Consider the following 24,923-nt stretch of genomic DNA (forward strand, 5'->3'; position numbering starts at 1 on the left):
CGATGAGAACAAATTCACCTAGATTAGAAAGAAACCACATCATGAAATCACGTGCAGCAGTTGCCTTCGGGCCTGGAAAGCCGCTGGAAATCGTTGAGATTGACGTTGAGCCGCCGCGCAAGGGCGAAGTTCTTGTCAAGATCACGAATACTGGCGTATGCCACACCGATGCCTTTACCTTGTCGGGCGATGACCCCGAAGGTCTTTTCCCGGTCGTTTTGGGCCATGAAGGAGCGGGTATCGTCATGGAGGTAGGGGAAGGGGTAACCAGTGTGAAACCTGGCGATCATGTCATTCCACTCTACACCGCTGAATGTGGCGAGTGTCTGTTCTGTAAGTCCGGTAAAACCAATCTGTGTGTCGCGGTTCGTGCGACCCAAGGCAAGGGGCTGATGCCCGATGGCACGACTCGCTTTTCTTATAACGGCCAACCGCTTTACCACTACATGGGCTGTTCGACTTTCAGCGAATATACGGTTGTTGCGGAAGTGTCACTGGCCAAGATCAACCCGGATGCTAATCCGGAGCACGTCTGCCTGCTGGGTTGTGGGGTAACAACCGGTATCGGTGCCGTCCACAACACGGCCAAGGTGCAACCGGGCGACTCGGTCGCCGTCTTCGGTCTTGGCGGCATTGGGCTCGCTGCAATCCAAGGTGCGCGCCAAGCCAAGGCGGGTCGCATAATTGCCATCGACACCAATCCAGCCAAGTTCGAGTTAGCTCGTAAGTTTGGCGCGACCGAATGTCTCAACCCTAAGGACTTCGAGAAGCCGATCCACGAGGTTCTCATCGAAATGACCGGCTGGGGCGTGGACCATACATTCGAGTGCATTGGTAATGTCAACGTAATGCGCTCTGCGCTGGAAGCAGCCCATCGCGGCTGGGGCCAGTCAATCGTCATCGGCGTCGCCGGTGCTGGCAAGGAAATCTCGACCCGTCCATTCCAGCTGGTCACTGGTCGGACTTGGAAGGGCTCGGCTTTTGGCGGAGTCAAAGGGCGCACCCAACTTCCCGGCATGGTGGAAGACGCAATGAAAGGTGAGATCGATCTCGCCCCATTCGTTACCCACACCATGGGTCTCGAGGATATCAACAAAGCCTTCGATCTGATGCACGAAGGCAAGTCGATTCGCACGGTGATCCACTATTGATTCACGAACACTAACTATTCATTTAACATCAAATATCAAGAAAAAGAACTATGTCTACTCCAGTTATTTCCGGTGACAGCATTTTCTCGCACGTCTTTATCGGCGCCGCCGACGTTCAGAAGTCGGCCGCGTTTTACGATGCGACTCTGGGGGCTCTTGGCATCAAGAACCTCGGTCCATTCGGTAACGGTTGGGTGCTCTTCGGCCGTGAAAAGCCGGCTTTTATCATTGCACGTCCTGGCAACGGTGAAGCGCCCTCCAGCAATGGCGTGACGATCGGCTTTGCTGCTGCAACTCCCGCCGAGGTAGATGCATTCCACGCCGCCGGCCTTGCCGCAGGCGGCACCGACGAGGGGCAGCCTGGCCCGCGTGGCCACCTGCCTGGCGCCTACGCAGCTTATCTGCGTGATCCGGCGGGCAACAAGATCTGCTCGTACACCTTTGTCTAAGTAGTCATCCAAAATTTATCGTGAACTTCGTCCCGAAGCTGCTCATCAAGGATTGAATTTCGTGAAGCAGGTCTGCGCCGTTCTTGGCAACGAAGCGGTGCCAGAAATGCTTAGCGTGCTTCCACAAAATCTCGATTCGGTTGAGCTCTGGACTGTAGGGCGGCAAATAGTACAGATGCAGCCCATGTTTAGCCCACTGACGCCGCTTTTTATCCATGATGGCGCCTTTGTGTATGCCGGCGTTATCGATCAAGACGATTCGCGGAACGTTATGCGGAAGCACCGCGATCTGTTCGAAGAATGCAATGACATCGTCTCGTGTCGTCGGTCGCTGCTGAGTTATCCAGGTCGGTTGGCCATCGTGACGCAAAGCCCCAAGCACGTTCACGCGCTGCCGGTGCGCGAGAGGCTCGACGGCTCGGGTCTGGCCGATTTTCCCCCAGCCGTACTGCACCAGCGGATTCGGGCTGAAGCCTGATTCGTCGAAATACAGCAGCTCGCACCGCTGTTCCTGATCGAGCCTGACCAGAGCGTCGATCACTTTGCCGGCGTGCTCGAACGCTTCCTGATCTCGCTTTTTTTAAACTGTACCGATAGCGCTTGTACGTGAAGTCCATCTCCTTGAGGTACCGTTTAGCCGTGCTTTCGCTGATCGAGGCGTGGTCCTGGCCTTGCTCGATCTGGCGCAGCAGTGCCCCCACGGTACCGGATTCCGAATCGGCCAACTTGCCAAGAGCTTGCTGCTGCTCGGGTGTCCATTTCCTGGGGCGCCCGGTATGACGCCCCTCGTACAGCCCCGCCAAGCCGAGCTTGCTCCAGCGTTGTCGCCAATGCTCGACGCTGTTCAAGTGCCCCCCGAACTCGTCCGCCGTTCTTTGAAGCGTCAACCCCTGGCTCAACCGCAAAACTCCTTGCGCTCGCATCCGCGTTCTCGGGTGTGGGTGGAAAACGCCCATCTCACGCAGCGTACGCCGCTCGTCTTCGGACAATTTCAGGTGCTTCATCGTTTAACCTCCGCTGCATCGTCAATTTGGCTTTGACAGCAAAAATTGCGCGACTACTTAGAAGTAGCGAAAGTGACGGCATTCGGAAAGAGCTTGCACAAGCCTCTATAGGGGCGAGCATTACTCAAACCCTTTAGATGGTGTCGGCTCAAAACGGTCGGCCCGCAGCGGTGTACATCGTGCGCCGCTGCGGGTATTTACCGTGAAGCGAGATCCTTTCAATCAATGGTAACTATGAGGGCGTGATGAAAGAACCGGCCAACATTCACATGACGAACGCACAATCTACGGTTCTGTCGCATTAGGGAACGTCGACGGGTCAATCGGGTAAACTGCGGCGCCCGAACCCAGGACGAATCGATATGCTCAACTTCAAAGGGATGCGTTTTCCTATCGACGTGATCCTGGTCTGCATCCGTTGGTATGCAGCCTACCCGCTGAGTTACCGGCACCTCGAGGAGATGATGGAAGAGCGCGGCGTGTCGGTCGACCATTCGTCGATCAACCGGTGGGCGGTTCGTTTCCTGCCGCTCATCGAGAAGATGGCCCGGAAATACAAGCGCCCCGTCGGTGGCAGCTGGCGAATGGATGAGACCTATATCAAGGTCAAAGGGGTCTGGAAATACCTCTACCGCGCCGTCGACAAGCAGGGCAAGACTGTCGACTTCCTGCTAACGGCCAAGCGCGACATGCCTGCAGCGAAGCGCTTCTTCGAAAAGGCGATGGGTGCGAACGGCAATCCCGACAAGATCGCGATGGACAAGAGTGGTGCCAATAAGGCGGCGATCGACGAGGTCAACGCTGGTCGCGACGTCCGGATTGCGGTACGCCAAGTCAAATACCTCAACAACATCGTCGAGCAGGACCATCGCGCTATTAAGCGGGTGACCAGGCCGATGCTCAACTTCAAATCGTTCCGGTCCGCCAGTTCGGTGCTGGCTGGAATTGAGCTGATTCACATGATCCGCAAAGGTCAGTTCGAGATCGACGGCGCCGAGGCGATGTCGTTCGCCGACCAATTTTCTGCGATGGCAGGAGTGGTCCGTCCAGTGTGAGGGGCGCAGCTCCGTTTTCGGCCAATTTCCGCCGTTTGATCAACAACGCGACAGAACCCGACAGCGAGCGCGCCATCATGGCCATGTTGTCGGCAAAGGTGGGCAGCATCGGCGACAACCGCCTGGGTGGCTGGTACAGCTATCGCGCTTCCAAGGCAGCGCTCAATATGATGGTCAAGACAGCCGCCATCGAAGTCGCACGCAGCCAGAAAAACAGTGTGCTCGTTGCACTGCACCCCGGCACTGTCAGCTCACGCCTGTCACAACCATTTCGGGGCGAAACCATCGGGCGCCCCGCACGTGACGCCGCTGCCGACATGCTGCACGTACTCGATGGGCTGACGCCTGCCGACAGCGGCTCATTCCGATCCTACACCGGCGCCGAATTGCCGTGGTAACTTACCGCCCCCTCCTCACGGCTGTACGATTACTGCCATGAAGATGCGCAAGAAATCCGGGCTCCCGTCCAGGGTCTGCGCATACTGCGCGCTGCCTTTTACCTGGCGCAAAAAGTGGGAACGCGACTGGGATCAAGTAAAGTATTGCTCGGAACGCTGCCGCCGCGCCTCCAGGCCGGCAGGAGCAGAATGCCGGCATAACAAGGATTGAACATCCTTGCGTCCCGGCCGGCCCGGGGCTGCGCCGCTGAAGGTGTATGCTGTAAGCCATGCCCACTGCCCCAGGAAACCGCGCCATGACTGCTCCCACCCAGCACTCCCGCCGCGCCGCCCGGCCCTGGCCCACACGGCGGCTGATCGGCCTTGCCTGCGTCCTGGCGCTGGCGCTGCTGCCTGCGGCCAGCCAGGCGGTTGAAGAACCCGCCTTTACCATCGTGCGGTCCTTCCCCACGTTCGAGATTCGCCAATACGCGGCCTACACCGTCGCCGAGGTGGTGATGCCCCCGCCTGCCGATGACGCGGGCAACCGCGCCTTCCCGATCCTGGCCGGCTATATCTTTGGCAAGAACAAGGGCGAACGCAAGCTTGCCATGACCGCCCCGGTGACCCAGGCGCCGGTCCCGGCCAAGCTGGACATGACGGCGCCGGTGACCCAGAGCGCAGGCCCGGACGGCATCCTGGTGCAGTTCGTCCTGCCTAAAGACATCAACATGGACAATGCGCCGCTGCCGCTCGATGCGCGCGTCAGGCTGCGCGAAGTGCCGCCCAAACAGGTGGCGGTGATCCGGTATTCCGGCTTCTGGTCGCAAGCCAATTACGCCAGGCACCTGGCCGAACTCCAGGCGGCGCTGCGCGCAGCCAATATCACCTGGACCGGCGAACCGGTGTTGTCGCGCTACAACGGCCCGATGACGCTCTGGTTCATGCGGCGCAACGAGATCTGGCTGAACCTCGACTGAGCGGCGCCGCCCCTCCTGCGCCCCGCTACCGGGGCGCGGGCATGCGCCCCCATTTGGCCAGGCCGACAACGATGAACATAAGCGCCAGGCCGAGCAGCACGGCAAGCTCCATGCGCACCTCGTACAGGGAGGCGCCCATCTGGTTGGTGGCGACGAAGCCCTGGATGGCGGCAGTCGATGGCAGCAGCGCGCCGAGCGAGCGCAACGGCAGCGGGATGGCGCTCGCCGGCCAGGTCAGGCCGGACAGGAACATGACCGGCAGCGAGGTGGCAACGAGCAGCTGCATGCTGCGCTCGCGGGTGCGGAAGAACATGCCGGTCAACATGCCCAATGCCGCCACGCCATAGGCGAACAGCAGGGTCAGCACGGCCGTGCCCGCCAGGTTGCCGCCGCGCGGATAATCCTGCCACCAGAAGACGAAGCCGAAAAAGTACAGCGCATTCAGGACCACGACCAGCGCGAACGCACTCAGGGCGCCGCAGTACGAGGCCGTGTCGCGCCCGTAGGGGAAGGATTGCGCGCTCGACCAGCTACCGAACAGCAGCCCGATCCCGAGCAGGAAGGTTTGCTGCATGACCAGTACCACGACGCCGGGAACAACGTACGAGGCGTAGCCTTCGCGCACGTTAAACAGGGGCAGTGCCTCGACGGCAAGCGGCTGGCGCGCCGCCTCGGCCTGCACGCCGGACGGGGTCGCCGCGCCCAGGCGCTTGAGTTCGATTCCGGCGGACACCGTGCCGGCAACCTCGGCCAGGCCGTTCAGGACCACCTTGTTGAGCAAGGGATAGGAACCGTGGCCGCTGACCTCCACTTCGGGCTGCGCGCCGGCCAGCACCTTGCGGCTGAAGTCGGCGGGAATGAACATCGCGCCGGCCGCCTGGCCCTGCCAGATCAGCGCCTGGGCGTCTTCCGGCCGCGCGCTGACGCTGGCCACGACAATGCCGGGGTGCGCACCGGCGTAGCGGATCAGCTGGCGCGACAGGGCCGACTGATCCTGGTCGACGACCGCGACCGGCACCCGGCGCACCGTCTCGGCACTGTAGGGCAGCGGATAGAAAAACGAATAGATGATGCCGGAAATGAAGAACAGCAGCAGCGCCGCCTTGTCCCGCAAGATGGCTTGCCAGGTCAGTACGAAGGCGCCCCAGGCGCGGCGCGGGGCGCTCATTGCTTGCCCCAGGTGTCAGGCTGGTGCACGCGCCGCGCCAGGCGCAGCCAGGCGGCCGCGCCCAGCCCGAGCGTAAAGGCCAGCAGGATCGCCAGCGGCGCGATATTGAAGCGCAGCGGCGCGCCCGCCATCCAGGTGTTGTTGAGCATTTGCAGGTAATGGGTCAGGGGCAGCGATTCGGCCCAGATGCGCGCGCCGACGGGCATGGCCAGCAGCGGAAAGCCCTGGCCGGCGAACGCGAACGCGGGCGCCGTGATGAAGGCGCTGGCCGACAGCGCCGCGCGCAGCGACGAGGAGAAGGCGGCGATCACCGCGCCAAGCGCGAGGCAGGCCGTGATGAACAGCGCCGTCCCCGCCAGCATGGCCGTGGCGCTGCCCTGCACCGGCCAGCCAAGCACGACGCCGAACAACAGGAACAGCAACAGTGCATGCACGGCGAAGACGGCGCAGGGGATGAGCAATTTTCCGAGCAGGGCCGCGCCCAGCCGGCCGTGGGCGGCGGCCAGCCATTCGGCCACCGTAGCGGCGCGCAACTCGCGGCCAATGGCTGTCACCGCCGCCAGCGTGACGAACATATGCAGCAGCGTGAAGGCCACCGGCAGCGCCAGCGACGGGATGTAGCTGCCGTTTTCGTTGAACAGCGTGCTGGTGCGAGTACGCACCGGCTCGAACCGGGCGCTGGCTTGGGCGGGGCCGGCGCCGCGCCGCGCACGCCCCTGCAGTTCGATACCCGCCGACAGGGTTGCCACCACGGTGCGCACGTCGCGCGTCATGCCGCCCGAATGCGCCGCGAACTGGGCGTTATAGGCCCATTGCACCCTGGCGCCCCTTCCCGCGAGCACCGACTCCTGCAGATCGGCGGGGATCGACACCAGGCCGAAGGCCTGGCGCGCGCGGATCAGGCGCAGGGCCGCGGCTTCGTTGTCTGCCGCCAGCACCACTTTCAGTCCGGGCGAGGCGTCGAGCATGCGGATCAGGTTGCGCGAGATGGCGGAGTGGTCGCGGTCATGCACCACCAGCGGCAGGTCGCGGGCCACGCCGGCGGAAAAGATCCACCATGTCAGCAGGTAGAGCGCGAGCGGGATCGCGCCCAGCATGGCGATGTCCCACGGATCGGCGCGCAGGCGCGCCCATTCGCGCTGCAGGGACGATGCGATGGCGTTGCCGGAGCGGGTCATCGGCTGCGCTCAGCGGTCGAACACGACCGTCATGCCCGGGCGCAGTCCCGGCACGGGGGCGGTCGGGCGCAGCCTGACCTCGAAGGTGCGCAAATCCGTGCCGCCCGGGCGCGCCGCGCGCCAGGTGGCGAAGGCCGGCAAGGCCGATACTGCGGTGGCCTTGAACGCGGCCCGGGTCTTGAGCGCGGGAATGGTGGCCTGGTGCACGGAACCCTGCGCGTAGGCCTTGAATTCGTCTTCGCGCACGGCGATTACGGCCCAGACATCGGCCAGGTCGACCAGGGTGATGACGGGGAAGCCCTGCGGCGCCAGCTCGCCGGCCTGGATCGCGAGCTTGGTCACTTCGCCCGCGGCGGGCGCCTTGATGCGCGTCTCGTCGAGCGCGACGCCGGCTTCGTCGGCCACGCCGGCCACCTGGCGCGCCTGCGCCTCGGCAGCCTGGCGGTCTTCCGCACGGGCGCCCTGGCGCGCCAGCGCGTATTGCGCCCGGGCGGCGGTGGCCAGCTCGCTCGCCGAGCGCGCCTGGGCTTCGGCGTCGTCGCGTTTCTGGCGCGCGACGACGCCTTCGGCATACATCGCCCCGATGCGCTGGAACGTGACCCTGGCGAGCCTGGCGCCCGCCTCCGCGCGCTCCCAGTTGGCGCGCGCGGCGACGATTTCCTCCGGCCGCGCCCCGGCCTGCACCTTCTGGCTGGTCGCGCGCGCCGCATCGCGCGCGGCTTCGGCCTGCGCGACCTTGGCCCGCACTTCAGGACTGTCGAGCTCGAACAGCAGGTCGCCGCGGGCGACGCCCTGCCCCAGCTGCACATGGACCCGGCCGACCCGTCCCGGCACCTTCGACGCCACATTGATTTCCTGCGCCTCGATCTGGCCCTGGACCGGATCGTGGACGGGCTGGAAGGCCTGGTACAGGCCCCATCCGAGCAGGGCGAGAATGACGATGCCGGCGCCGCCGGCAAGCAGGCCTTTGGTGGAAGGTTTTGCCATGATGCTTATTCTTTCGTGAGGTCGACGATGTGCGTGGCGGTCCGGGAGAGCGCGTACAGGCGGTCAGGATCGCCGCTGGTGGCCAGCAGTTTGGCGAGCGCCATGACGTAGTCGTAAGCCGCCTGGGCACGCTCGAGGCCCGATTTGGTGTAATTGAGCGAAGCGTCGGCCACGTCGGTCGAGGTCGCCTGGCCGTTCTGGAAACCCACCTGCGCCAGGCGCCGCGTCTCGGCCGCCAGCTCGATCGCCGACGCCATCGCCAGGTAGCGCTGGCGGGCGTCTTCCATGGTGCGCCACTGGCTTTCGGCCAGGGTCGGGATATCGCGCCCGGCCTGTTCGGCCGCGACCTCGACGCGCTGCTGCTCGAGCCGGGCGGCGGAGGTCATTTTTGCGCGGTCGATGCGCTCGACCAGCGGGATGCTGACCGACACGCCGACCAGCCAGTTGGCGCGGCTCGAGCTGCCGCGATTGAGGTTGTAGTTGGCCACGCCGATGACGGTCGGGCTGAAGGCGCGGCCCTGCAGCTGCAAGGCGCCGTCCGCCTGCTTGCGCTTGCTTGCGATCTGTTTCCAGGCCGCGTTCGACGCCATGGCCGCGTCGATGAACGAAGCCAGCGAGCCGGGCGGTTGCGCGTTCACGAACAGCGGCGTGGTCGGCGTGATGGCGCCGGGCGCGTCGAGCAGGCGGCGCAGCGCGAGCTGCGCGATCTCGAGGTCGCTGTCCGCCTTTGCCGCTTCCCTGAGCGCATTGTCGACGGCGACATCGGCTTTCAGGCGCTCGACCCTGGCGATCAGTCCAGTCTTCTCCATCTTGAGCGCCATGCGCTGGTGTTCTTTGGCTACTTCTGCCGCAGCGCTGCGCAACTGCCAGGCCTTGCTGGCCAGCTGCACCGTGAAATAGCGTTGCGCCAGCTGCGTCGATGCATCGTCGAGGGCCGCCTGGACGCTCGCGCCGGCCTCGTCGGCGCGGCCCGCGGCGATCTGCTTCACCGCATCCAGCCGTCCGCCCGTGTAGAGCGGCCAGACCGTGTTCAGGCCGAGCGAACGCACATCGAATACGCGGTCGACATTCAGGGCCGGCGGGATGTCCGGCAGGTTCAGCCCCGGCAGGGGCGGCAGGGAGTCGAGCACCGGGTTGGCTAGTTGCGCAATGGCGCCGGTGTCGACGCTGAGGGTGGTCGAGACCCGCCCGGCGAAGCCGGACAGGCGTACGTCGGGGCCGTCGATGCGGCGCAGTGCCTCGGCCTGCAATTGCTTCGCCTGGAAATCGAGCCGGGCCCCATTCACCGATCCCGCACTGGAGCGCACCCAGCGCAACGCCTCGGCGTAGTCGACGCCGGCATCGGCGTGCGCGGCCTGGGCCAGCGCCAGCAGCGCGGCGGCCGCGATTGCCCCAGGCAGGTTAGCCTTCATTCTCATGCATTACTCCGGTATTCGATCGTCGACCCGCCATCCGCGGCGCGGACGCTGTTGCGCCGTTCATGCGTAGTGCATGGCAGGCATTGTAGCCGGAATGATAACGCTTCGAGCGTAAAGACGCCCGCCGGCTTGCGTGCGCGGCTCAGGGTGCGACTGCCTCGGCGCCGACCAGCCAGTCCTGCTCGCGCAGGCGGGTTCTGTCGCGTTGTTGATCAAACGGCGGAAATTGGCCGAAAACGGAGCTGCGCCCCTCACACTGGACGGACCACTCCTGCCATCGCAGAAAATTGGTCGGCGAACGACATCGCCTCGGCGCCGTCGATCTCGAACTGACCTTTGCGGATCATGTGAATCAGCTCAATTCCAGCCAGCACCGAACTGGCGGACCGGAACGATTTGAAGTTGAGCATCGGCCTGGTCACCCGCTTAATAGCGCGATGGTCCTGCTCGACGATGTTGTTGAGGTATTTGACTTGGCGTACCGCAATCCGGACGTCGCGACCAGCGTTGACCTCGTCGATCGCCGCCTTATTGGCACCACTCTTGTCCATCGCGATCTTGTCGGGATTGCCGTTCGCACCCATCGCCTTTTCGAAGAAGCGCTTCGCTGCAGGCATGTCGCGCTTGGCCGTTAGCAGGAAGTCGACAGTCTTGCCCTGCTTGTCGACGGCGCGGTAGAGGTATTTCCAGACCCCTTTGACCTTGATATAGGTCTCATCCATTCGCCAGCTGCCACCGACGGGGCGCTTGTATTTCCGGGCCATCTTCTCGATGAGCGGCAGGAAACGAACCGCCCACCGGTTGATCGACGAATGGTCGACCGACACGCCGCGCTCTTCCATCATCTCCTCGAGGTGCCGGTAACTCAGCGGGTAGGCTGCATACCAACGGATGCAGACCAGGATCACGTCGATAGGAAAACGCATCCCTTTGAAGTTGAGCATATCGATTCGTCCTGGGTTCGGGCGCCGCAGTTTACCCGATTGACCCGTCGACGTTCCCTAATGCGACAGAACCGTTGACACTACCGTCAAGCTTTACGATAGAGTGTTCACTCGGTTGCACTGCAACAAATTATCTCCTAACATACAACTTAATGATGCTTTTAATGCAACTTTTTTAAGGAGTGTCGCTGTGCGTCCTGTTCCGTACTACGCCGATGTGGAAACAGTTTCTGAAGACGAAGCACACCTGACAGACCAGATCGTCGAACAGATGGCGGCCGCCAACGGCCGCGCCTTCGAGCGCCACCGCCATGCAATCCGCGACGCCCATGCCAAGTCGAACGGCCTGCTGGTCGGCGAACTGGAGGTGCATGCGGATCTGCCACCCGAGCTGCGTCAGGGGATTTTCGCCGAGGCGCGCAGCTACCACGTTGTCGCGCGCCTATCCTCGGCACCCGGCGACATCCACTCCGACAAGATTCCGGCACCGCGCGGCTTTGCGCTCAAGGTGATGGGCGTGGAGGGCGAGCGCCTGTCGCCCGGCATTGCTGGCGCCAACCAAGACTTCCTGATGGTGAACTTTCCGGTGCTCGCCTTCGGCACCATCCCCAAGTACAAGCAGATGCTAGCGCTGCTCGAAGCCAATTCACATGCGCCGGATACCTTCCAACGGCTGGTGGCTGGCACCGCGCGTGGCGCGAAAGAGCTAGTGCAGGCACTGGGTATGGAACCAAGCGCAACGCTCGAAGGATTGGCGCGCGATAATTACCATCCGCTCGGCGAGACTTACCACACACAGGCGGCGATCCGCTTTGGCGACTACATTGCCAAGCTCGCGCTCGCGCCCAAGTCTGCAGAGGTGCGTACGTTAACAGGGCAGCCTCTGACAGAGGTGCATGATGCCTGCATGCGCGACGCCGTCAGTGCCTTCTTTGCCGAGCATGGCGCCGAATACGAACTGTCGGCGCAGTTGTGCGTCGATCTGGCGGCGATGCCGGTCGAAGACGCCGCCGTACGATGGAGCGAGGAGCGTTCGCCACACTGCCCTATCGCCACGCTGCGCTTCCCTCCGCAACCGACTGCGACGCCGCAGCGCCAAGTGTATGGCGACGATGTCCTTTCCTTCAACCCCTGGAACGGCATCGAGGCGCACCGGCCGCTGGGCGGCATCATGCGCATCCGGCGCGCGGCCTACGAGCGTTCGAGCGCGTATCGGCACACGATGAATGCGCGTCCGCGCACGGAGCCATCGCAGCCTTCCGACATCCCAGACTGAGGAACCCGAACCATGACCGACAAGACCACCGACCCACGCCTGGACGACGAAACCTGGCTGCAGGAAGTCCGGCGCCGCATCGACGCGGTTGCGCACGACGCGCCGCATCTTGCCAAGATCGCACTGGAAGCGATGGTGCGCAAGCACAATCCCGACCTGAAAGGCAGCGCCAGATCGGCCGGGCGCGCCGGCAAGCAGTCCGGGAACGTGTCCGAGCTGACGGCCATCGCGCCGCTTAAGCCGGGCGGCGCCGACCGTCTGCGCCGCATCTTCGATCTCACCAACGGCAATATGGATGGCGCCCAGCGCGTCTCTACCTTGCACGACATGCGCTTTGTTTTCTTCGACAACGACACACGCATCCTGTTCGCCACCACCTATGACGGCGACTGGGACAGCTACATCAATGACTTCGCGACCAAGATTCCAGAACTGATGGACCTGCTATTCGCGAACGTGGAGGGCTGGCCCGGCATCACCAGCCCGAAGGTGAAAGACTTCATCGCATCGCACCAGATCGACGCCGCCGGCTGGTTTGTCGCCAATCCGCAGGTGACCGTGGTCGACACCCGCCGCTACCAGCGGATGGAAAAGGCGCTGGACACCTTCTTCGACGCCATGGCCCCGCATCCGCCTGCGGACGAGGCGACACGCAAGGCGCTGGACACCCTCACTGCCACGATCTCGCAGCCAGAAGGGGTGGATTACTGACATGGGCCTGCTCAACGATCTGAAAGCGCGCTTCCAGCGTGAACGGGTGACGCTGGCCCTAGGAGTCTGCGCGGCAGAGAGGATCGTGTCATCGGATGAGGCAGGGCAAACGTTGAGGGAGGATGACGACCAGTTATCTTCCCTACGATCCTCAGCAGCAGTTTTTGTTGCCGCCCGCGCTGGAGGAATGGCTGCCCGAAGGGCATCTGGCTTATTTCATCAGCGATACGGTCGATTTGCTCGACCTGAGTGCTTTTCATGTCCGCTACGCCGGCGGTGGTCCGCGCAACCAGCCGTTCCACCCCGGGATGATGGTCAAGGTGCTGCTCTATGCCTACGCGAGCGGTGTCTTCTCGTCGCGCAAGATCGCGCGTAAGCTGCATGAGGACGTGGCATTCCGGGTTCTCGCGGCCGGTAACTTTCCGAAGCACCGGACGATCTGCGATTTTCGCGCCTTGCATCTGGATGAGTTGGCCGGACTATTCGTGCAGGTGGTGAAGTTGGCGCGCGAGTGCGGCATGGTAAAGTTGGGGACAGTCGCAATCGATGGCACCAAGGTCAAGGCCTCAGCGTCGCGCCATAAGGCGATGAGCTACCAGCGCATGATCGACACCGAAGCAGAGCTCAAGGCGCAGATCGATCAATTAATGGAGCGTGCCAAGCAAACCGATGCAGCCGAGCGCAATGAGCCGGAACTGGATATTCCGGCCGAGCTTGAGCGACGCGAGCAGAGGCTGAAGGTGATTCAGGCGGCACGCGAGCGGCTCGAAGCGAGGCAGCGCGAAGCGGATCGCAGCAAGGGGCGCAGCGAGGATGACGAACGCATCCCGCGCGACAAGGACGGCAAGCCAAAGAACAAAAACGGCAACCGCTACAAGCGCGACTTCGGCATTCCGGAAGACTCGGCGCAGGAGAATTTCACCGACCCCGACAGCCGCATCATGAAACGTGCTGGTGGCGGCTTTGACCAATGCTACAACGGCCAGACGGCGGTCGATGCCCATGCCCATATCATCGTCGCCGCTGAACTTACCAATTGTGGAGCCGATGCTGGCAACCTGGCACCGATGCTCGCCGCCGTCGAGGCCGCGACAGGCCATGCTCCATGCATCACACTTGCCGATGCCGGCTACCGGGCCGAGGCGACGTTTGCCCAGTTGGCATCACACCCGACCGACCTATATGTCGCTCTTGGCAGAGAAGGACAGGATCTCGCCAAGATCGACGCCAAGGCCAACCCGCATACGCTAGCCATGCGCAGCAAGATGCAGACGCCTTTGGCAAAGGCGGCATATCGACGACGCAAAGCTATCGTCGAAGCTCCCAACGCCTGGATCAAGCATGTGCTGGGCTTTCGCAGCTTCAGCTTGCGGGGCCTTCAGAAAGTGAAGGCCGAGTGGAAGCTCGTTTGTGCCGCTTTGAATTTGCGGCGGATGGGGCAATTCGCCACCTGAAGTGCGAAAAGGAGCGGGCAAATCCGCCGCTATCAGCCTTTGAAAACCCGCGAGAACGAAAATCCGACACGACGCGGCGAGAATCCGACATCAAGCACCCGGCGCGACCTGATTGCGCAACGCCAACCTCATATCAAACCTTCTGCCGCGCAGACTCCTAGACGACATCCAGGCCCTGATCCTGCGTTCTCGTCCCGAACCCTATGTCGGCATCCACGCGATGCTGCATTTCGAGGATGAGGAAGGAGGACGCGACCTGGTGCGCCGTCTGGCCGCCCACATCCCTTCTGCGGCCGGCTGGACCGACGACCGCGATGCCTGGACCGGCGCCGCGCTCAGCTTCCAAGGCTTAAAGGCCCTGGGCCTGCCGGAGGCCTCGCTCAAGAGTTTTCCGCTGCCCTTCCAGCAAGGCATGGCGGCGCGCGCCGAACAGTTGCGCGACGTCGACGTCAATGCGCCCGAACACTGGGACGAAGCGTTCCGCCCCGGCGCCTGCCACCTGGCGCTGACGATCTATGCACGCGACGACGCCGCGCTCGAAACAGCGCGCGCTAAGGCCATGGGCGAACTGGCGCGCTCGCACGGCGTGACTTTGCTCGGTACCCACACATTCGGCGCTGATGCCGATGCCAAAAACCCCTTCGGCTTTCGCGACTCAATTTCGCAGCCTGCCGTTGAAGGCAGCGGCGTCGATGCGCTACCGGGCCAGGAGCGCGCGATCGCGGCCGGTGAATTCATCCTCGGTGAGAACAGCGAGACCGGGGCGCCAGTGGCGATGCCCAATCCGCCCGAGTTAGGACGCAATGGTTCTTTCGTGGTGCTGCGCAAGTACGCCAGTCAGGTGGGCGCGTTTAACGACTTCGTGCGTAGCCAGGCGGCCAGTGAATCTGACGAAGAGCTGCTTGCTGCTAAGCTGGTCGGCCGCTGGCGTAGCGGGGCGCCACTGATCCTGGCGCCGGGGCGCGACGATCCGGCACTGGGCGCCGACCCGAACCGCAACAACGATTTCGATTTTTCGACGGATCCGCGCGGCCTGGTCTGCCCGCATGCGTCCCACATGCGGCGCCTGAATCCGCGCGACAGCAGGCTGACGATCCTGACCGATGTGAACATCCACCGCATTATCCGGCGGTCCTCGACCTTCGGCCCCAAATGGAGTCGCGAGGTAACGGCGGCAGACGATGCACGGAGCGAGCGCGGCATCTTCTTCATCTTCATCAGTGCACGCGCCTATGACACCATCGAGTTTCTTCAACAGGAATGGATCAACCGCGGCAATTTCATCGACTTGGGCACGGAGCGCGACGCCATCGTTGGCCTGCACGAGACGCCTGGTAGTTTCACGATGCCGCAGGCGCCGGTGCGGCGCCGGCTGGATGGCGTGACCACTTTCAACCGGCTGAAGGGCGGAGAGTACTTGTTCATGCCCTCGTTGGGTGCGCTCCGCTGGATAGGTGAGGCTGGCTGGTCAAGCTAAGGACGACTCGCAACTGCTGACCTACACTATCAGACGAAAGCATTTTGGCTCTGGTGCAAATTATGGATAAAGGCACGCCAACCTGCCGGTGCGCCGGCTGAGTTCACGCAGCCAGAACAGCTGCCCAGATTTCGGACGAAGTTTGCCCCTGAGTTCCCAGACCTCGTAAGTCGAACTGCCCTTTGCGAATGCGATGCATGAGCTCAATGCCTTGTATTGTCGTGGTAGCGGAAGTGAAGCTTTTCAAGCCCAGCATCGGTCCAAGTCTGGATTTGACATTGCGATGGTCCTGCTCGATCAGATTGTTCAGATATTTTGACGAGCGAAGCTTCGTCAAGTCAGGAAGACGTCCCTGCTCTTGAAGTTCGCGAACGGCACGGTGGGAAGCGGCATAACCGTCCAGCGTAATAGTCTCGGGTGACCGGCCTTGAGAACGTATGGCTTTACGAAAGAATGCCTTGGCCGAAGCGACGTTGCGCCGCGGGCTGAGCCGAAAGTCGACGGTATTGCCGGCCGAATCGACAGCCCGGTAGAGATAAGCCCACTGGCCGCGTATCCTGACGTAGGTCTCGTCCACCCGCCAGGAGGTGCCAGCCGACGTCGCGAAGCGGCTCCAGCGTTTGTCGAACTCCGGTGCGTACCACTGAACCCAACGCAGGATTGTCGTGTGAGCGATCGGCAGGCCTCGCTCAGCCATCATCTCGATCAGGTCTCGGTACGACAGCTTATAACGCAGGTACCAGCGCACGCAAAGGATGATGATCTCTTGTTCGAAGTGTCGGCCCTTGAACAGGTCGCTCGTGCTCGCGTGACTACGCATGTTAGGCAAAGGCCGTCATTCTAGCTGAGCTGCACGTTTGCACCAGAGCCATCCGGGCCTATGCCCGTTTTCTGCAGCGTTTAAGCTTGCTCTGGGGCTTCCTTTGCTCAAATTGCAGAAAGTATCGGGCAGCGGTCAGGAGGCGCCACAGCCTTTCCTGACACTCCACAGTTAACCGAACCTTGCTGTAACTGGTCCCGCCGCTCGGTTTTATGTTTTTACACAGCCTGGGCCCATTGCGGACGTTGCATTGCGGTAGGCGACAGGGGCGCTTACCTCAATAGTCACTGTCAGCGTCGTTCTGTTGACGAAGCCAAGGACCCCCTACGCTTTCGTGCAAGGCAAGCCATCCCGGAGGAAGATCAGCAAGCTGGCTCAAGGAGGGGTCCAGATCGACCGCATCACTTAAGTCCAATGCATGACGTTGTCGCACGAGCGAATTCGACTACGGCACAACCATGCACTGCGCATGATCGCGCACGGCAACACATGACACTTGCACTTGGCAGTCGTAATCTCTCTCCATCATGAGGATGCGAGGGTGCTCACATGGATACGATGCTCGACCTTTACCAGGTTATCGCAGAGCGCGAGACTGGGTTTTGGATCACGCTACCGGTGGCAACAGGCCAAACTGTTTCCCGCGACGAGTGGCTTCGCCTAAACCAGGCAGACCCTGATCACTGCCAAATCATCGCATTCGCGCCCGATGCTGGACTTCCACTTCAGTCCATGACGGATGAAATTATAGTCGAGCATGCCCTCGCGGTAACCTGGTCAGACGAGACGCTCCACTAGCGCCCAGCACCATGGCGCGACCGCTTGGCTCTGGTGCAAACTTGCAGCTCAGCTAGAATGACGGCCTTTGCCTAACATGCGTAGTCACGCGAGCACGAGCGACCTGTTCAAGGGCCGACACTTCGAACAAGAGATCATCATCCTTTGCGTGCGCTGGTACCTGCGTTATAAGCTGTCGTACCGAGACCTGGTCGAGATGATGGCTGAGCGAGGCCTGCCGATCGCTCACACGACAATCCTGCGTTGGGTTCAGCGGTACGCACCGGAGTTCGACAAACGCTGGAGCCGCTTCGCGACGTCGGCTGGCACCTCCTGGCGGGTGGACGAGACCTACGTCAGGATACGCGGCCAGTGGGCTTATCTCTACCGGGCTGTCGATTCGGCCGGCAATACCGTCGACTTCCGGCTCAGCCCGCGGCGCAACGTCGCTTCGGCCAAGGCATTCTTTCGTAAAGCCATACGTTCTCAAGGCCGGTCACCCGAGACTATTACGCTGGACGGTTATGCCGCTTCCCACCGTGCCGTTCGCGAACTTCAAGAGCGGGGACGTCTTCCTGACTTGACGAAGCTCCGCTCATCAAAATATCTGAACAATCTGATCGAGCAGGACCATCGCAATGTCAAATCCAGACTTGGACCGATGCTGGGTTTGAAAAGCTTCACTTCCGCTACCACGACAATACAAGGTATTGAGCTCATGCATCGCATTCGCAAAGGGCAGTTCGACCTACGAGGTCTGGGAACTCAGGGGCAAACTTCGTCCGAAATCTGGGCAGCTGTTCTGGCTGCGTAAACTCAGCCGGCGCACCGGCAGGTTGGCGTACCTTTGTCCATAATTTGCACCAGAGCCCTTGATTATCCCATGTCGTCTTTTGGGCTTAAATGAGCACAAAGGCAACGGAATTTGGGATGTACTACGTTAGTATGTAATTCAGTATGTTATTTCGTAGGGTACGTGATGGCTCGCTCAGGTGTGTATTTTTCAAATGTCAAACGCGCCCGTGACGAGGTGATTGCTCAGGGCCGACACCCATCAATCGACGCGGTCCGTGCTGCGTTGGGCAATACAGGGTCCAAAACGACGATCCACAAATACCTGCGCGAAATCGAGGTCGAGGAGGGCGGCTCGACACAGGCTGTCAGTGATGCCATCCTCGCCCTGGTGACGCAGCTGGCAGAACAGCTCAAACGGGAGGCTACGGCTGAGCTCGACGAGGTGCGGGCGCGGATGGACGATCAGCGCGCCGCTGACGAACGTGCCCGGGCTGAACTGGAAGCGCAGCTCGGCGAGGCGCGACGGGCTGTCAACGATGTCTCGCGACGCCTTGAAGCGCGCGAGCAGGACCTTGCGACCGTCCAAAACCAGCTCGGCGCCGAGAAGATCGCGCGGCATACCGCGGAGCAGCGCGTGCTTGATCTGAATGGCAGGCTGGCCGACGCCGAACGGCACCAAGCGTCGCTGGAAGAAAAGCACAAACATGCGCGGGACGGCTTGGAACATTATCGTACGGCGGCCAAGGAACAGCGCGAACAGGAGCAACGCCGGCATGAGCACCAGGTCCATGGGCTACAAACGGAACTGAAGCAGGCGCAGCTTGCGTTTTCGCTCAAGCAGGAAGAGTTGACGCGATTGAACAAGGAGGCGGCCGCGCTCGCGACCGAACTCGGTTCGGTCAAGCAGGCTCTGCATCTTGAACGTGAAGCCAGCCGCAACCAAGCGAAGAAGGTCGAGCAGCTGCAGGCCGTCGAGGCGCGGGCTGCCGTGCTCGAGGCACAACTGGTCGAAAGCAGGACGCGGTTAGCTGAGGCTGGGGAAACGGCCGCGCGCGCGGACATCGCGTCCGACGAATTGCGGCGGCAAATCTCCGCGCTCGAAGTGGAACTGTCTGCGGCGAAAAGTGCAATCGCGTTGGAAGAACGCTTGGCGAAGCTGGACAAAGCAGTGTTTGGTGGTGAACCGACCAGCAGGCTGAACGCGCAGTCGGGAAGCGAGTGACGATGGCAGTGCGGTTGGAGATCGGCGCGCCGTCCGGGTTCGGATTCCTGGCCGGGGCTGACGGCCGCTGGCGCAGTTGAAGATCGACACCAGATCATCTAAGCTGAACGATGCGTCGCCCGACGCATTTCCCGGAAGCGGTTGGAAGCAAATTTGTGAGACAGATGCGGACAGCGGCATCTAACAGTTTTACTTCCAAAGATCTAACAGCTTTGCTTCCGAGAGCTAGAGCTGATACGGCAGACATCTTGCCGAAAATTCTCAAAGAGTCTTAGATGATAATTGGTATTATCATCTAAGGATTATTGCTTGTTTTGGCCCTGAAACAGGTTTAGGATGGGCTATCTCAGCCATTTAAAATCCGCTTCATGCCCGACACGTCCGCGCCGTACATTCCCACCCTCGACGACCTGCAGCGCTGCGGCGCTGACGACCTTCTCACCAATCCGACACCGGCTGCCGCCTATCACGAGATGTGGTCGCGGTTGTTCGCCGGCGCCCAAGCCGCCGCTGCCGAAGACACGCCGAAGGGGGCCGCGCTCGACTTCCTCGCGAAGATCTGTTCGATGATGCTGGTGCCGGACGAACCGGCGACGCCGTTCAAGGCGATGCTCGTAACGCCGAACGGCAGCAGCATGGTTCCCGAGCACCTGACGGCGGCCGATATCAGTCTGCTGGCCGATCTGGCTCCAACCGTAGAGCATGCGCTCTTGCGGGCCCGCTTGGCGGACCTGATCTGGCTAAAGGACCGGCGCAGAGGCGTGGCATTCGCGCACATCGCCATCGAGGCGTATCGCCAGCCCCCGATCTACAGCGAGAAACGCGGCGACGATGTGTTACGGTGTCGGCAGCGTGCAGTCCAGCTGGCGCTGTCGATCGGCAAAGGAGGCGGCGCCCTAGCCGCCCAGGTTGCCGACGAACTGCTCGGGGCGTTTTGGAAAGCGGTGGAGGTCAACGATAGAGCCGCAGCTTTGCGTTACCTGCGCCCTCTTTATACCCAGCGACTATGCCGCGATCACGCTGGACCGATTGCGGGCGCGCTTGAGGCGCTAGCGCGTCTCCAGTTGGAAGCCGATGATCCTTTCGGCTCGTTGCAACTTGCCGAGGCCGCCCAGGAATGGTTCGAACGGGCGCGGGACGACGAGCACCGGGCAGCGGCGCTGATCCTCGTAGCCGAGAGCTGGGTCGCGCAAGGAGACATGGATGGCGTCGGCATCACCCTGCATCAATGCTACACAAAGGCGATTGATGCCTACCGCCGTGTGCCCGCCCGATACCGCGAACAGTTCGGCGTCGCCGGCGCGACCCAAGTGCTGAGGTCCAAGCTGCCTAAAGCCGGGATGGAGATTCTGGCGGGCATGCAAACCTTCAGCCACAGTATCGACATCAGTGACGTGGTGAACGAAGCTGTCGGCAAAGTTCAGGGATTGCCTTTCGATCAAGCGTTATTTTCGTTTTGCCGCATCGCGCGGTGGCCAACGTTGGAGTCACTACAGGCCGACGCTGCGATGTACATGGATGGCATTCTGGGCATGTCTTCTGCCATCAACGTCGACGAGGACGGCCGTGTCATCGCTTATGTGGAAGGCGTCGGTGACGAGGACAGTCGTAAGCGACGCCTGGCGGCCGAGATGATCAAGGCGTGTGCAAGCAGGGTCGATTACGCAGCCCGTGCTTTGATCGACCCGACGCTGGACGTCATCCGCCAGCAATTCCACCTCTATCCCTACGACTTTGTAATCATCGCCCAGCTGTCCGCGCTGGTGCCGGGCGACCGGGTCGACCTGGTCGCCAAGGGGCTGTATGCCGGCTACTGCCGTGACTTTGTCCAGGCCATCCATATTCTCGTTCCCCAGTTCGAGCACATGGTGCGCATGGTGTTGAAGGAGGCCGGTGCACAGACCACGAGCCGTCAGGATGGGATCGAGATGGAATTGGGGCTATCGTCGCTGGTCGACCTGCCGGAAATGAAGGAGCAATTCGGAGAAGACCTGACGTTTACGATCCGATCGCTGATGTGCAAGCCGCTCGGACCAAACCTGCGCAATCAGGTTGCCCATGGCCTGGCCGACTCCAAACTGTGCGCCAGCGGTTACGGTGTCTATGCCTGGTGGCTGATACTCGCCCTTGTTATGGAGGGCTTTCACATGACGCAGCGCGCAGAGAGCGTGAATCATCCTGATACCGCCGGGGAGGCTTGATCATGGCTCAAAACACCGACGTCGAGCTGCCCGAACTCACTTATGACCGCGGCGACTACACCGCGCTGCGCGCTTACTGCCTTAAAATCCCGTTGCAGCGCATCGCTGACCTGTACTACAGCGAAGACAGCCCGCAGGTCGAACAAGGCCTGGAGCGCTGGCTGATCGATATGAGGGCGAACCTGATCGAACGGGCGATCGAGCACAATCCGCTGATGGCCGAGACGCTGCAGGGAGCCCGGCAAGGCGGTGCGATTACCGCCAAGGCACTAGACATCCTGATCCAGGCCGCGGATATGCCGAAACCGGCGCCCAGCCGCACGCACAAGGTTTCGCAATGGTTCCGCCCCAGGACGGCAGGCGCGTTCAAGGCTGAGGGCGTGCTGACGCTCGGCGACCTGGCCGACCTGATCAACCGGCGCGGGCCAACCTGGTGGCGCTCCGTGCCGCGGATCGGCGCCGGCCGCGCCGACGCGATTCTGCGCTTCCTTCACCGTTGGCCAGACCAGCTTGGCGAAGTCGGAGTCGAACGCGCGCATCCGGAACCGGCCGACGACTTCAATCTGCTGCCAGTCCTGAATCCGGCGATTAAGCGCGAGCTTGCGCCGCTCGGTACCTTCCAGCTGCCGGCCTGGCTCTCCGGCCAGGACGGCGCCAACCGCTCGCCGGCGTTCTGCTTCATTTCCGCGCGTAGCGACCTGGAGGCCATCAACAGCTATCTGAACCGCTACGAGGGGCAGCATCACACGCAACGGGCCTACCGCAAGGAACTCGAGCGCTTCATCCTCTGGTGTGCCCTGGTGGTGTGCAAGCCGATGTCGTCGCTGTTGGTCGATGACTGCGAGGCCTACAAGAATTTCCTACGCTCGCCATGGCCGGAATTCTGTGGCCCTCGCACCGTCAAGACCAGCAAGCGCTGGCGACCGTTCGCCGACGAGCCGATGAGCGCGGAGTCGCAGAAACAAGCGGTGCTGGTGCTGCGCGCGGCATTCGAGTGGTTTGTGAAAGTGCGCTACCTGGCCGGCAATCCATGGGTAGCGGTAAAAGACCCGAAAATCGTCAAGCAGGCCGAGCAGATGCAGATTGATCGTGCGCTCACCAGGTCCGCATGGGACACCGTAGTCGACGTGCTCACCCAGATGGCTGCAGCTGCCGAGAATCACCGCGACCGGGTGGCGCTGGCCGCCATCTTGCTCATGGGTGACTCCGGCCTGCGCCGTGCCGAGGTCGCCGGCGCCCGCCGGCACAACATGAAGCCGAGCCGGCATGCCTCCGGCGTGTGGATGCTTTCCGTCCTCGGCAAGCGCAGCACCGTGCGCAAGGTGCCGGTCAGCCAGCGGACGACTGACGCATTGCGTGCGCATTGGCGCGATCGCGGGCTAGACTTCGATCAGCAGCTCGATGACCTTCCATTGCTGGCGCCGGTCATCGTTCCTGGTACCGAAACGGCCAAAGCGAAGCATGCTTCCGGCACGACAAATGGATATGTCGCCAATGCGTTCTACAACCTGGTATCAGGGGCCCTTCGCCGGGTGCGCGACCACGCAGCAGCTATATCGGATACGGATGCACCGCAATTCACGCTGGAGGACCTGGCCCAGCTTGAGAACACGTCGCCCCACGCTTTCAGGCACACGTTCGGCACCCTAGCCGTCGAAGACGACATGCCGATCGTGGTGGCGCAGGACATCCTTGGCCATGCCAGCGCATCGACTACGTCCATTTATGTCAAAGCCAAGGAGAAGCGCATCGCCGAGGCTGCTGAGCAATACTACGCGGGGCGCAGCGCCGGCGATCGCAAGCTGGCTGCCAAGAACAAACCTTAACCAAGGCAACTTCAGGCTGCACTTGTCGATGTGCAGCTGGCATGCCTGTCTGGCGCTGGGTAATGTCCCAATTTGTCCTAATCCAGGACGTGACTGGACATCGCAGCTCCCTTATCGTTCCTTCCATACCAATCAACGTATGGAGAACATCATGACGAAGCAGACTAAAGCAGGCGTTAGCAAGGCCGCAGCCGGGAAGCCCCCAATGACGCAAGAGCGCGCTTCTGCGATCCAAAGCCGGACAATGAAGGAAAAAGGCACAGTGTCAAAAAGTGACTTCGCGGCACGCGCGGCACGGGCCGCCATCCGCAATGGCAAGGCCAGCGGCGGACGTTGAGAACTGGGACGAGCAATGACGAAACATACCATCCAGCTCAATTCGGATAAGGTCCGCCTGCGCATCGCGGAGGCCGGCGGCCCAGTCAAGAAGTACGCCGTCGGTATAGAGGAAAGGACGATCAACCGTATCAAAAAGGGACAGCGCACCACCCTGGCCACAGCACATCGTCTTGCGACGAACCTTGGTACGACCTTCGACGATCTGCTGCACCCGCCCGGACGCGAAGAGGTGGAGCGGCATCTGCCGCGTAACTGGCTTTACGAGAGCATTACGCCGTCCAGCGCATTCCGAAAGCATCTCCCCGCGCAGCTGGCAATCGGCGGCGATTACGAAGGTTACATCGTCGACCAGCCGCCGTCCGGCTGGCATGGGCCACTTGACGCGCTGCTAAAGTGGTATCCGCAAAGCGGGAGGAAGATCATCTTGCGCCGCTCGGAGGACGCATACGTGATCGAGCTGCACTACTTCGAATATACGTCCGATCGAGCGCAGGAACTCGATTATTTCGCGGCCAGCGCCTGCCGATTCTTCCCGCTGGCGCGCAGTAGCGATACCTTCAAAAAAACAGCCTTGAGCGAGCTGAACGCCGATTGGGTATGGGGTGATCTGCGGCGTCTGGCGATGGAAAGGGGAGACATCGTCGACATCGAGGGGCACGACATGCCTGTGCATCCTCGCGACTATATGCCGGTTGCCCGCTTCTACCGTGGCATGATCGTACGGCGCAAACTAGAAGGCGTACGCGTGTTTCGACATTTCCATCGTGACTTCCGAAGGGCGCTGATTGAGTATCTGGAAGGGCTTGATCCGGGCCGCGTGCACGTATCGACGCGCGGCTTGGGCATTGAGATTCGGGTCGTCCCTTTGCGACCGGAGGTGTACGACCCGTATTGGCAGGATAACGAGCTCTGCATTGAGGTGGATTTGGCGTGGTGGAGACCCGACGGACGTCTGGCGCCTGCGCCCTGGCGCCAGGAGCATCGCGAACGCATCGTCGCATCAATCAAGGAGCGCAACTGGAACGCTATTTATTCCCCAGGCCTGCCGATAGGCTATCCAACGGAAAGCGAGGACGACGATGGGGATCCGCCGCTGACGCCCGACCTGCATGTCCCAGCTCGCGTAGCGAAGGCCGTGATGGACCTATACTGTCCAGAGCCCGACGAGTGGCATGTATCGTCCGATGCTGGCGTCTAATGAGTTACAACAGCACTGGCGCCGACCCAAGCCATAATGTCGTCTCCTGAGCAAAGGGTTGGCCAGTGTAAGGCAACTTGACGATCCTGCATCGCAAGGACGGGCGCCGGAGCAGC

Annotated in this window: 21 protein-coding genes and 3 pseudogenes; 16 read left to right on the top strand and 8 right to left on the bottom strand. The window is 61.9% G+C overall.

Going from position 1 to position 24,923, the window contains the following annotated elements; genetic code table 11:
* Window positions 1-41 precede the first annotated feature (41 nt).
* Window positions 42-1,151: an S-(hydroxymethyl)glutathione dehydrogenase/class III alcohol dehydrogenase gene (locus ACFOPH_RS25115; protein WP_091877588.1), complete on the top strand. Its 1,110-nt coding sequence runs from the start codon at window positions 42-44 to the stop codon at window positions 1,149-1,151.
* Window positions 1,152-1,201: 50 nt separating this feature from the next.
* Window positions 1,202-1,600 (top strand): VOC family protein, encoded by a 399-nt coding sequence (locus ACFOPH_RS25120; RefSeq protein WP_091877590.1) that lies wholly within the window; start codon window positions 1,202-1,204, stop codon window positions 1,598-1,600.
* Between the two features lie 4 nt (window positions 1,601-1,604).
* On the opposite strand, the pseudogene ACFOPH_RS25125 reads toward ACFOPH_RS25120, so the two are convergent.
* Both ACFOPH_RS25125 and ACFOPH_RS25130 read right to left on the bottom strand, forming a co-directional pair.
* A pseudogene (locus ACFOPH_RS25125) lies at window positions 1,605-2,165 on the bottom strand (IS630 family transposase); the annotation flags it as partial.
* 70 nt (window positions 2,166-2,235) lie between these two features.
* Window positions 2,236-2,604: pseudogene (locus tag ACFOPH_RS25130) on the bottom strand (helix-turn-helix domain-containing protein); the annotation flags it as partial.
* 362 nt (window positions 2,605-2,966) lie between these two features.
* Here ACFOPH_RS25130 and ACFOPH_RS25135 point away from each other — a divergent pair.
* The 4 genes and pseudogenes from ACFOPH_RS25135 (at window position 2,967) to ACFOPH_RS25150 (ending at window position 5,016) form a co-directional block, all read left to right on the top strand.
* Window positions 2,967-3,659, top strand: coding sequence for an IS6 family transposase (locus ACFOPH_RS25135; protein WP_081925863.1), 693 nt, complete (start codon window positions 2,967-2,969; stop codon window positions 3,657-3,659).
* Window positions 3,660-3,661: 2 nt separating this feature from the next.
* A pseudogene (locus ACFOPH_RS25140) lies at window positions 3,662-4,057 on the top strand (short-chain dehydrogenase); the annotation flags it as partial.
* Between the two features lie 43 nt (window positions 4,058-4,100).
* Complete coding sequence (locus tag ACFOPH_RS25145) at window positions 4,101-4,268, top strand: DUF2256 domain-containing protein (RefSeq protein ID WP_379738202.1); 168 nt, start codon at window positions 4,101-4,103, stop codon at window positions 4,266-4,268.
* An 85-nt stretch (window positions 4,269-4,353) separates the two neighbouring features.
* On the top strand, window positions 4,354-5,016 hold the full coding sequence (locus ACFOPH_RS25150; RefSeq protein WP_379738113.1) for an SOUL family heme-binding protein: 663 nt from the start codon (window positions 4,354-4,356) through the stop codon (window positions 5,014-5,016).
* Window positions 5,017-5,041: 25 nt separating this feature from the next.
* Here ACFOPH_RS25150 and ACFOPH_RS25155 read toward each other — a convergent pair whose 3' ends face one another.
* From ACFOPH_RS25155 to ACFOPH_RS25175, 5 genes are all read right to left on the bottom strand, one after another.
* Entirely contained in the window at window positions 5,042-6,184 is a 1,143-nt protein-coding gene (locus ACFOPH_RS25155) for an ABC transporter permease (protein WP_147937427.1), read from the bottom strand.
* Window positions 6,181-7,362: an ABC transporter permease gene (locus tag ACFOPH_RS25160; protein ID WP_147937428.1), complete on the bottom strand. Its 1,182-nt coding sequence runs from the start codon at window positions 7,360-7,362 to the stop codon at window positions 6,181-6,183. Before ACFOPH_RS25160 ends, ACFOPH_RS25155 begins: the two co-directional genes overlap by 4 nt.
* A gap of 9 nt (window positions 7,363-7,371) precedes the next feature.
* Entirely contained in the window at window positions 7,372-8,349 is a 978-nt protein-coding gene (locus tag ACFOPH_RS25165; RefSeq protein ID WP_147937429.1) for an HlyD family secretion protein, read from the bottom strand.
* Window positions 8,350-8,354: 5 nt separating this feature from the next.
* A complete protein-coding gene (locus ACFOPH_RS25170; protein WP_229494014.1) occupies window positions 8,355-9,767 on the bottom strand; it encodes a TolC family protein in 1,413 nt (470 codons plus the stop codon).
* Window positions 9,768-10,018: 251 nt separating this feature from the next.
* Window positions 10,019-10,711 carry an IS6 family transposase gene (locus tag ACFOPH_RS25175; protein ID WP_081925863.1) on the bottom strand — a complete coding sequence of 231 codons (693 nt, stop codon included), beginning with the start codon at window positions 10,709-10,711 and terminating at the stop codon, window positions 10,019-10,021.
* A gap of 190 nt (window positions 10,712-10,901) precedes the next feature.
* Between ACFOPH_RS25175 and ACFOPH_RS25180 the strand changes: the two genes are divergently transcribed.
* The 4 genes from ACFOPH_RS25180 (at window position 10,902) to ACFOPH_RS25195 (ending at window position 15,629) form a co-directional block, all read left to right on the top strand.
* Window positions 10,902-11,987, top strand: a complete 1,086-nt coding sequence (locus ACFOPH_RS25180; RefSeq protein WP_379738116.1) for a catalase family protein — start codon at window positions 10,902-10,904, stop codon at window positions 11,985-11,987.
* A 12-nt stretch (window positions 11,988-11,999) separates the two neighbouring features.
* Window positions 12,000-12,698: a hypothetical protein gene (locus ACFOPH_RS25185; protein ID WP_005664110.1), complete on the top strand. Its 699-nt coding sequence runs from the start codon at window positions 12,000-12,002 to the stop codon at window positions 12,696-12,698.
* Between the two features lie 122 nt (window positions 12,699-12,820).
* Window positions 12,821-14,152: an IS1182 family transposase gene (locus ACFOPH_RS25190; RefSeq protein WP_379735573.1), complete on the top strand. Its 1,332-nt coding sequence runs from the start codon at window positions 12,821-12,823 to the stop codon at window positions 14,150-14,152.
* A 112-nt stretch (window positions 14,153-14,264) separates the two neighbouring features.
* Entirely contained in the window at window positions 14,265-15,629 is a 1,365-nt protein-coding gene (locus ACFOPH_RS25195; RefSeq protein WP_379738118.1) for a Dyp-type peroxidase, read from the top strand.
* Between the two features lie 103 nt (window positions 15,630-15,732).
* Here ACFOPH_RS25195 and ACFOPH_RS25200 read toward each other — a convergent pair whose 3' ends face one another.
* The gene (locus ACFOPH_RS25200; RefSeq protein WP_379738120.1) at window positions 15,733-16,449 is read right to left on the bottom strand and encodes an IS6 family transposase; all 717 of its coding nucleotides are present in this window, start codon (window positions 16,447-16,449) and stop codon (window positions 15,733-15,735) included.
* 874 nt (window positions 16,450-17,323) lie between these two features.
* Between ACFOPH_RS25200 and ACFOPH_RS25205 the strand changes: the two genes are divergently transcribed.
* The 6 genes from ACFOPH_RS25205 (at window position 17,324) to ACFOPH_RS25230 (ending at window position 24,807) form a co-directional block, all read left to right on the top strand.
* Complete coding sequence (locus tag ACFOPH_RS25205) at window positions 17,324-18,040, top strand: IS6 family transposase (RefSeq protein ID WP_379738122.1); 717 nt, start codon at window positions 17,324-17,326, stop codon at window positions 18,038-18,040.
* 165 nt (window positions 18,041-18,205) lie between these two features.
* Window positions 18,206-19,243 (top strand): DNA-binding protein, encoded by a 1,038-nt coding sequence (locus ACFOPH_RS25210; RefSeq protein ID WP_379738124.1) that lies wholly within the window; start codon window positions 18,206-18,208, stop codon window positions 19,241-19,243.
* Window positions 19,244-19,611: 368 nt separating this feature from the next.
* Window positions 19,612-21,444: a DUF4209 domain-containing protein gene (locus tag ACFOPH_RS25215; RefSeq protein WP_379738126.1), complete on the top strand. Its 1,833-nt coding sequence runs from the start codon at window positions 19,612-19,614 to the stop codon at window positions 21,442-21,444.
* A gap of 2 nt (window positions 21,445-21,446) precedes the next feature.
* Window positions 21,447-23,270: a phage integrase family protein gene (locus tag ACFOPH_RS25220; protein WP_379738128.1), complete on the top strand. Its 1,824-nt coding sequence runs from the start codon at window positions 21,447-21,449 to the stop codon at window positions 23,268-23,270.
* 151 nt (window positions 23,271-23,421) lie between these two features.
* On the top strand, window positions 23,422-23,607 hold the full coding sequence (locus ACFOPH_RS25225) for a hypothetical protein (protein ID WP_379738130.1): 186 nt from the start codon (window positions 23,422-23,424) through the stop codon (window positions 23,605-23,607).
* Window positions 23,608-23,622: 15 nt separating this feature from the next.
* Window positions 23,623-24,807: a hypothetical protein gene (locus ACFOPH_RS25230; protein WP_379738132.1), complete on the top strand. Its 1,185-nt coding sequence runs from the start codon at window positions 23,623-23,625 to the stop codon at window positions 24,805-24,807.
* Window positions 24,808-24,923 lie beyond the last annotated feature (116 nt).

This window comes from Massilia haematophila, from assembly GCF_042647645.1.
In the GTDB taxonomy this organism is placed as follows: Bacteria; Pseudomonadota; Gammaproteobacteria; order Burkholderiales; family Burkholderiaceae_D; genus Telluria; species Telluria haematophila.

What these genes read in the sequence shown, in the direction of transcription:
- ACFOPH_RS25115 (WP_091877588.1), top strand. Translation starts at nt 42, where the DNA reads ATGAAATCACGTGCAGCAGTTGCCTTCGGGCCTGGAAAGCCGCTGGAA.
- ACFOPH_RS25120 (WP_091877590.1), top strand. Translation starts at nt 1,202, where the DNA reads ATGTCTACTCCAGTTATTTCCGGTGACAGCATTTTCTCGCACGTCTTT.
- ACFOPH_RS25135 (WP_081925863.1), top strand. Translation starts at nt 2,967, where the DNA reads ATGCTCAACTTCAAAGGGATGCGTTTTCCTATCGACGTGATCCTGGTC.
- ACFOPH_RS25145 (WP_379738202.1), top strand. Translation starts at nt 4,101, where the DNA reads ATGCGCAAGAAATCCGGGCTCCCGTCCAGGGTCTGCGCATACTGCGCG.
- ACFOPH_RS25150 (WP_379738113.1), top strand. Translation starts at nt 4,354, where the DNA reads ATGACTGCTCCCACCCAGCACTCCCGCCGCGCCGCCCGGCCCTGGCCC.
- ACFOPH_RS25155 (WP_147937427.1), bottom strand. Translation starts at nt 6,184, where the DNA reads ATGAGCGCCCCGCGCCGCGCCTGGGGCGCCTTCGTACTGACCTGGCAA.
- ACFOPH_RS25160 (WP_147937428.1), bottom strand. Translation starts at nt 7,362, where the DNA reads ATGACCCGCTCCGGCAACGCCATCGCATCGTCCCTGCAGCGCGAATGG.
- ACFOPH_RS25165 (WP_147937429.1), bottom strand. Translation starts at nt 8,349, where the DNA reads ATGGCAAAACCTTCCACCAAAGGCCTGCTTGCCGGCGGCGCCGGCATC.
- ACFOPH_RS25170 (WP_229494014.1), bottom strand. Translation starts at nt 9,767, where the DNA reads ATGAGAATGAAGGCTAACCTGCCTGGGGCAATCGCGGCCGCCGCGCTG.
- ACFOPH_RS25175 (WP_081925863.1), bottom strand. Translation starts at nt 10,711, where the DNA reads ATGCTCAACTTCAAAGGGATGCGTTTTCCTATCGACGTGATCCTGGTC.
- ACFOPH_RS25185 (WP_005664110.1), top strand. Translation starts at nt 12,000, where the DNA reads ATGACCGACAAGACCACCGACCCACGCCTGGACGACGAAACCTGGCTG.
- ACFOPH_RS25190 (WP_379735573.1), top strand. Translation starts at nt 12,821, where the DNA reads ATGACGACCAGTTATCTTCCCTACGATCCTCAGCAGCAGTTTTTGTTG.
- ACFOPH_RS25200 (WP_379738120.1), bottom strand. Translation starts at nt 16,449, where the DNA reads ATGCGTAGTCACGCGAGCACGAGCGACCTGTTCAAGGGCCGACACTTC.
- ACFOPH_RS25205 (WP_379738122.1), top strand. Translation starts at nt 17,324, where the DNA reads ATGCGTAGTCACGCGAGCACGAGCGACCTGTTCAAGGGCCGACACTTC.
- ACFOPH_RS25210 (WP_379738124.1), top strand. Translation starts at nt 18,206, where the DNA reads ATGGCTCGCTCAGGTGTGTATTTTTCAAATGTCAAACGCGCCCGTGAC.
- ACFOPH_RS25215 (WP_379738126.1), top strand. Translation starts at nt 19,612, where the DNA reads ATGCCCGACACGTCCGCGCCGTACATTCCCACCCTCGACGACCTGCAG.
- ACFOPH_RS25220 (WP_379738128.1), top strand. Translation starts at nt 21,447, where the DNA reads ATGGCTCAAAACACCGACGTCGAGCTGCCCGAACTCACTTATGACCGC.
- ACFOPH_RS25225 (WP_379738130.1), top strand. Translation starts at nt 23,422, where the DNA reads ATGACGAAGCAGACTAAAGCAGGCGTTAGCAAGGCCGCAGCCGGGAAG.
- ACFOPH_RS25230 (WP_379738132.1), top strand. Translation starts at nt 23,623, where the DNA reads ATGACGAAACATACCATCCAGCTCAATTCGGATAAGGTCCGCCTGCGC.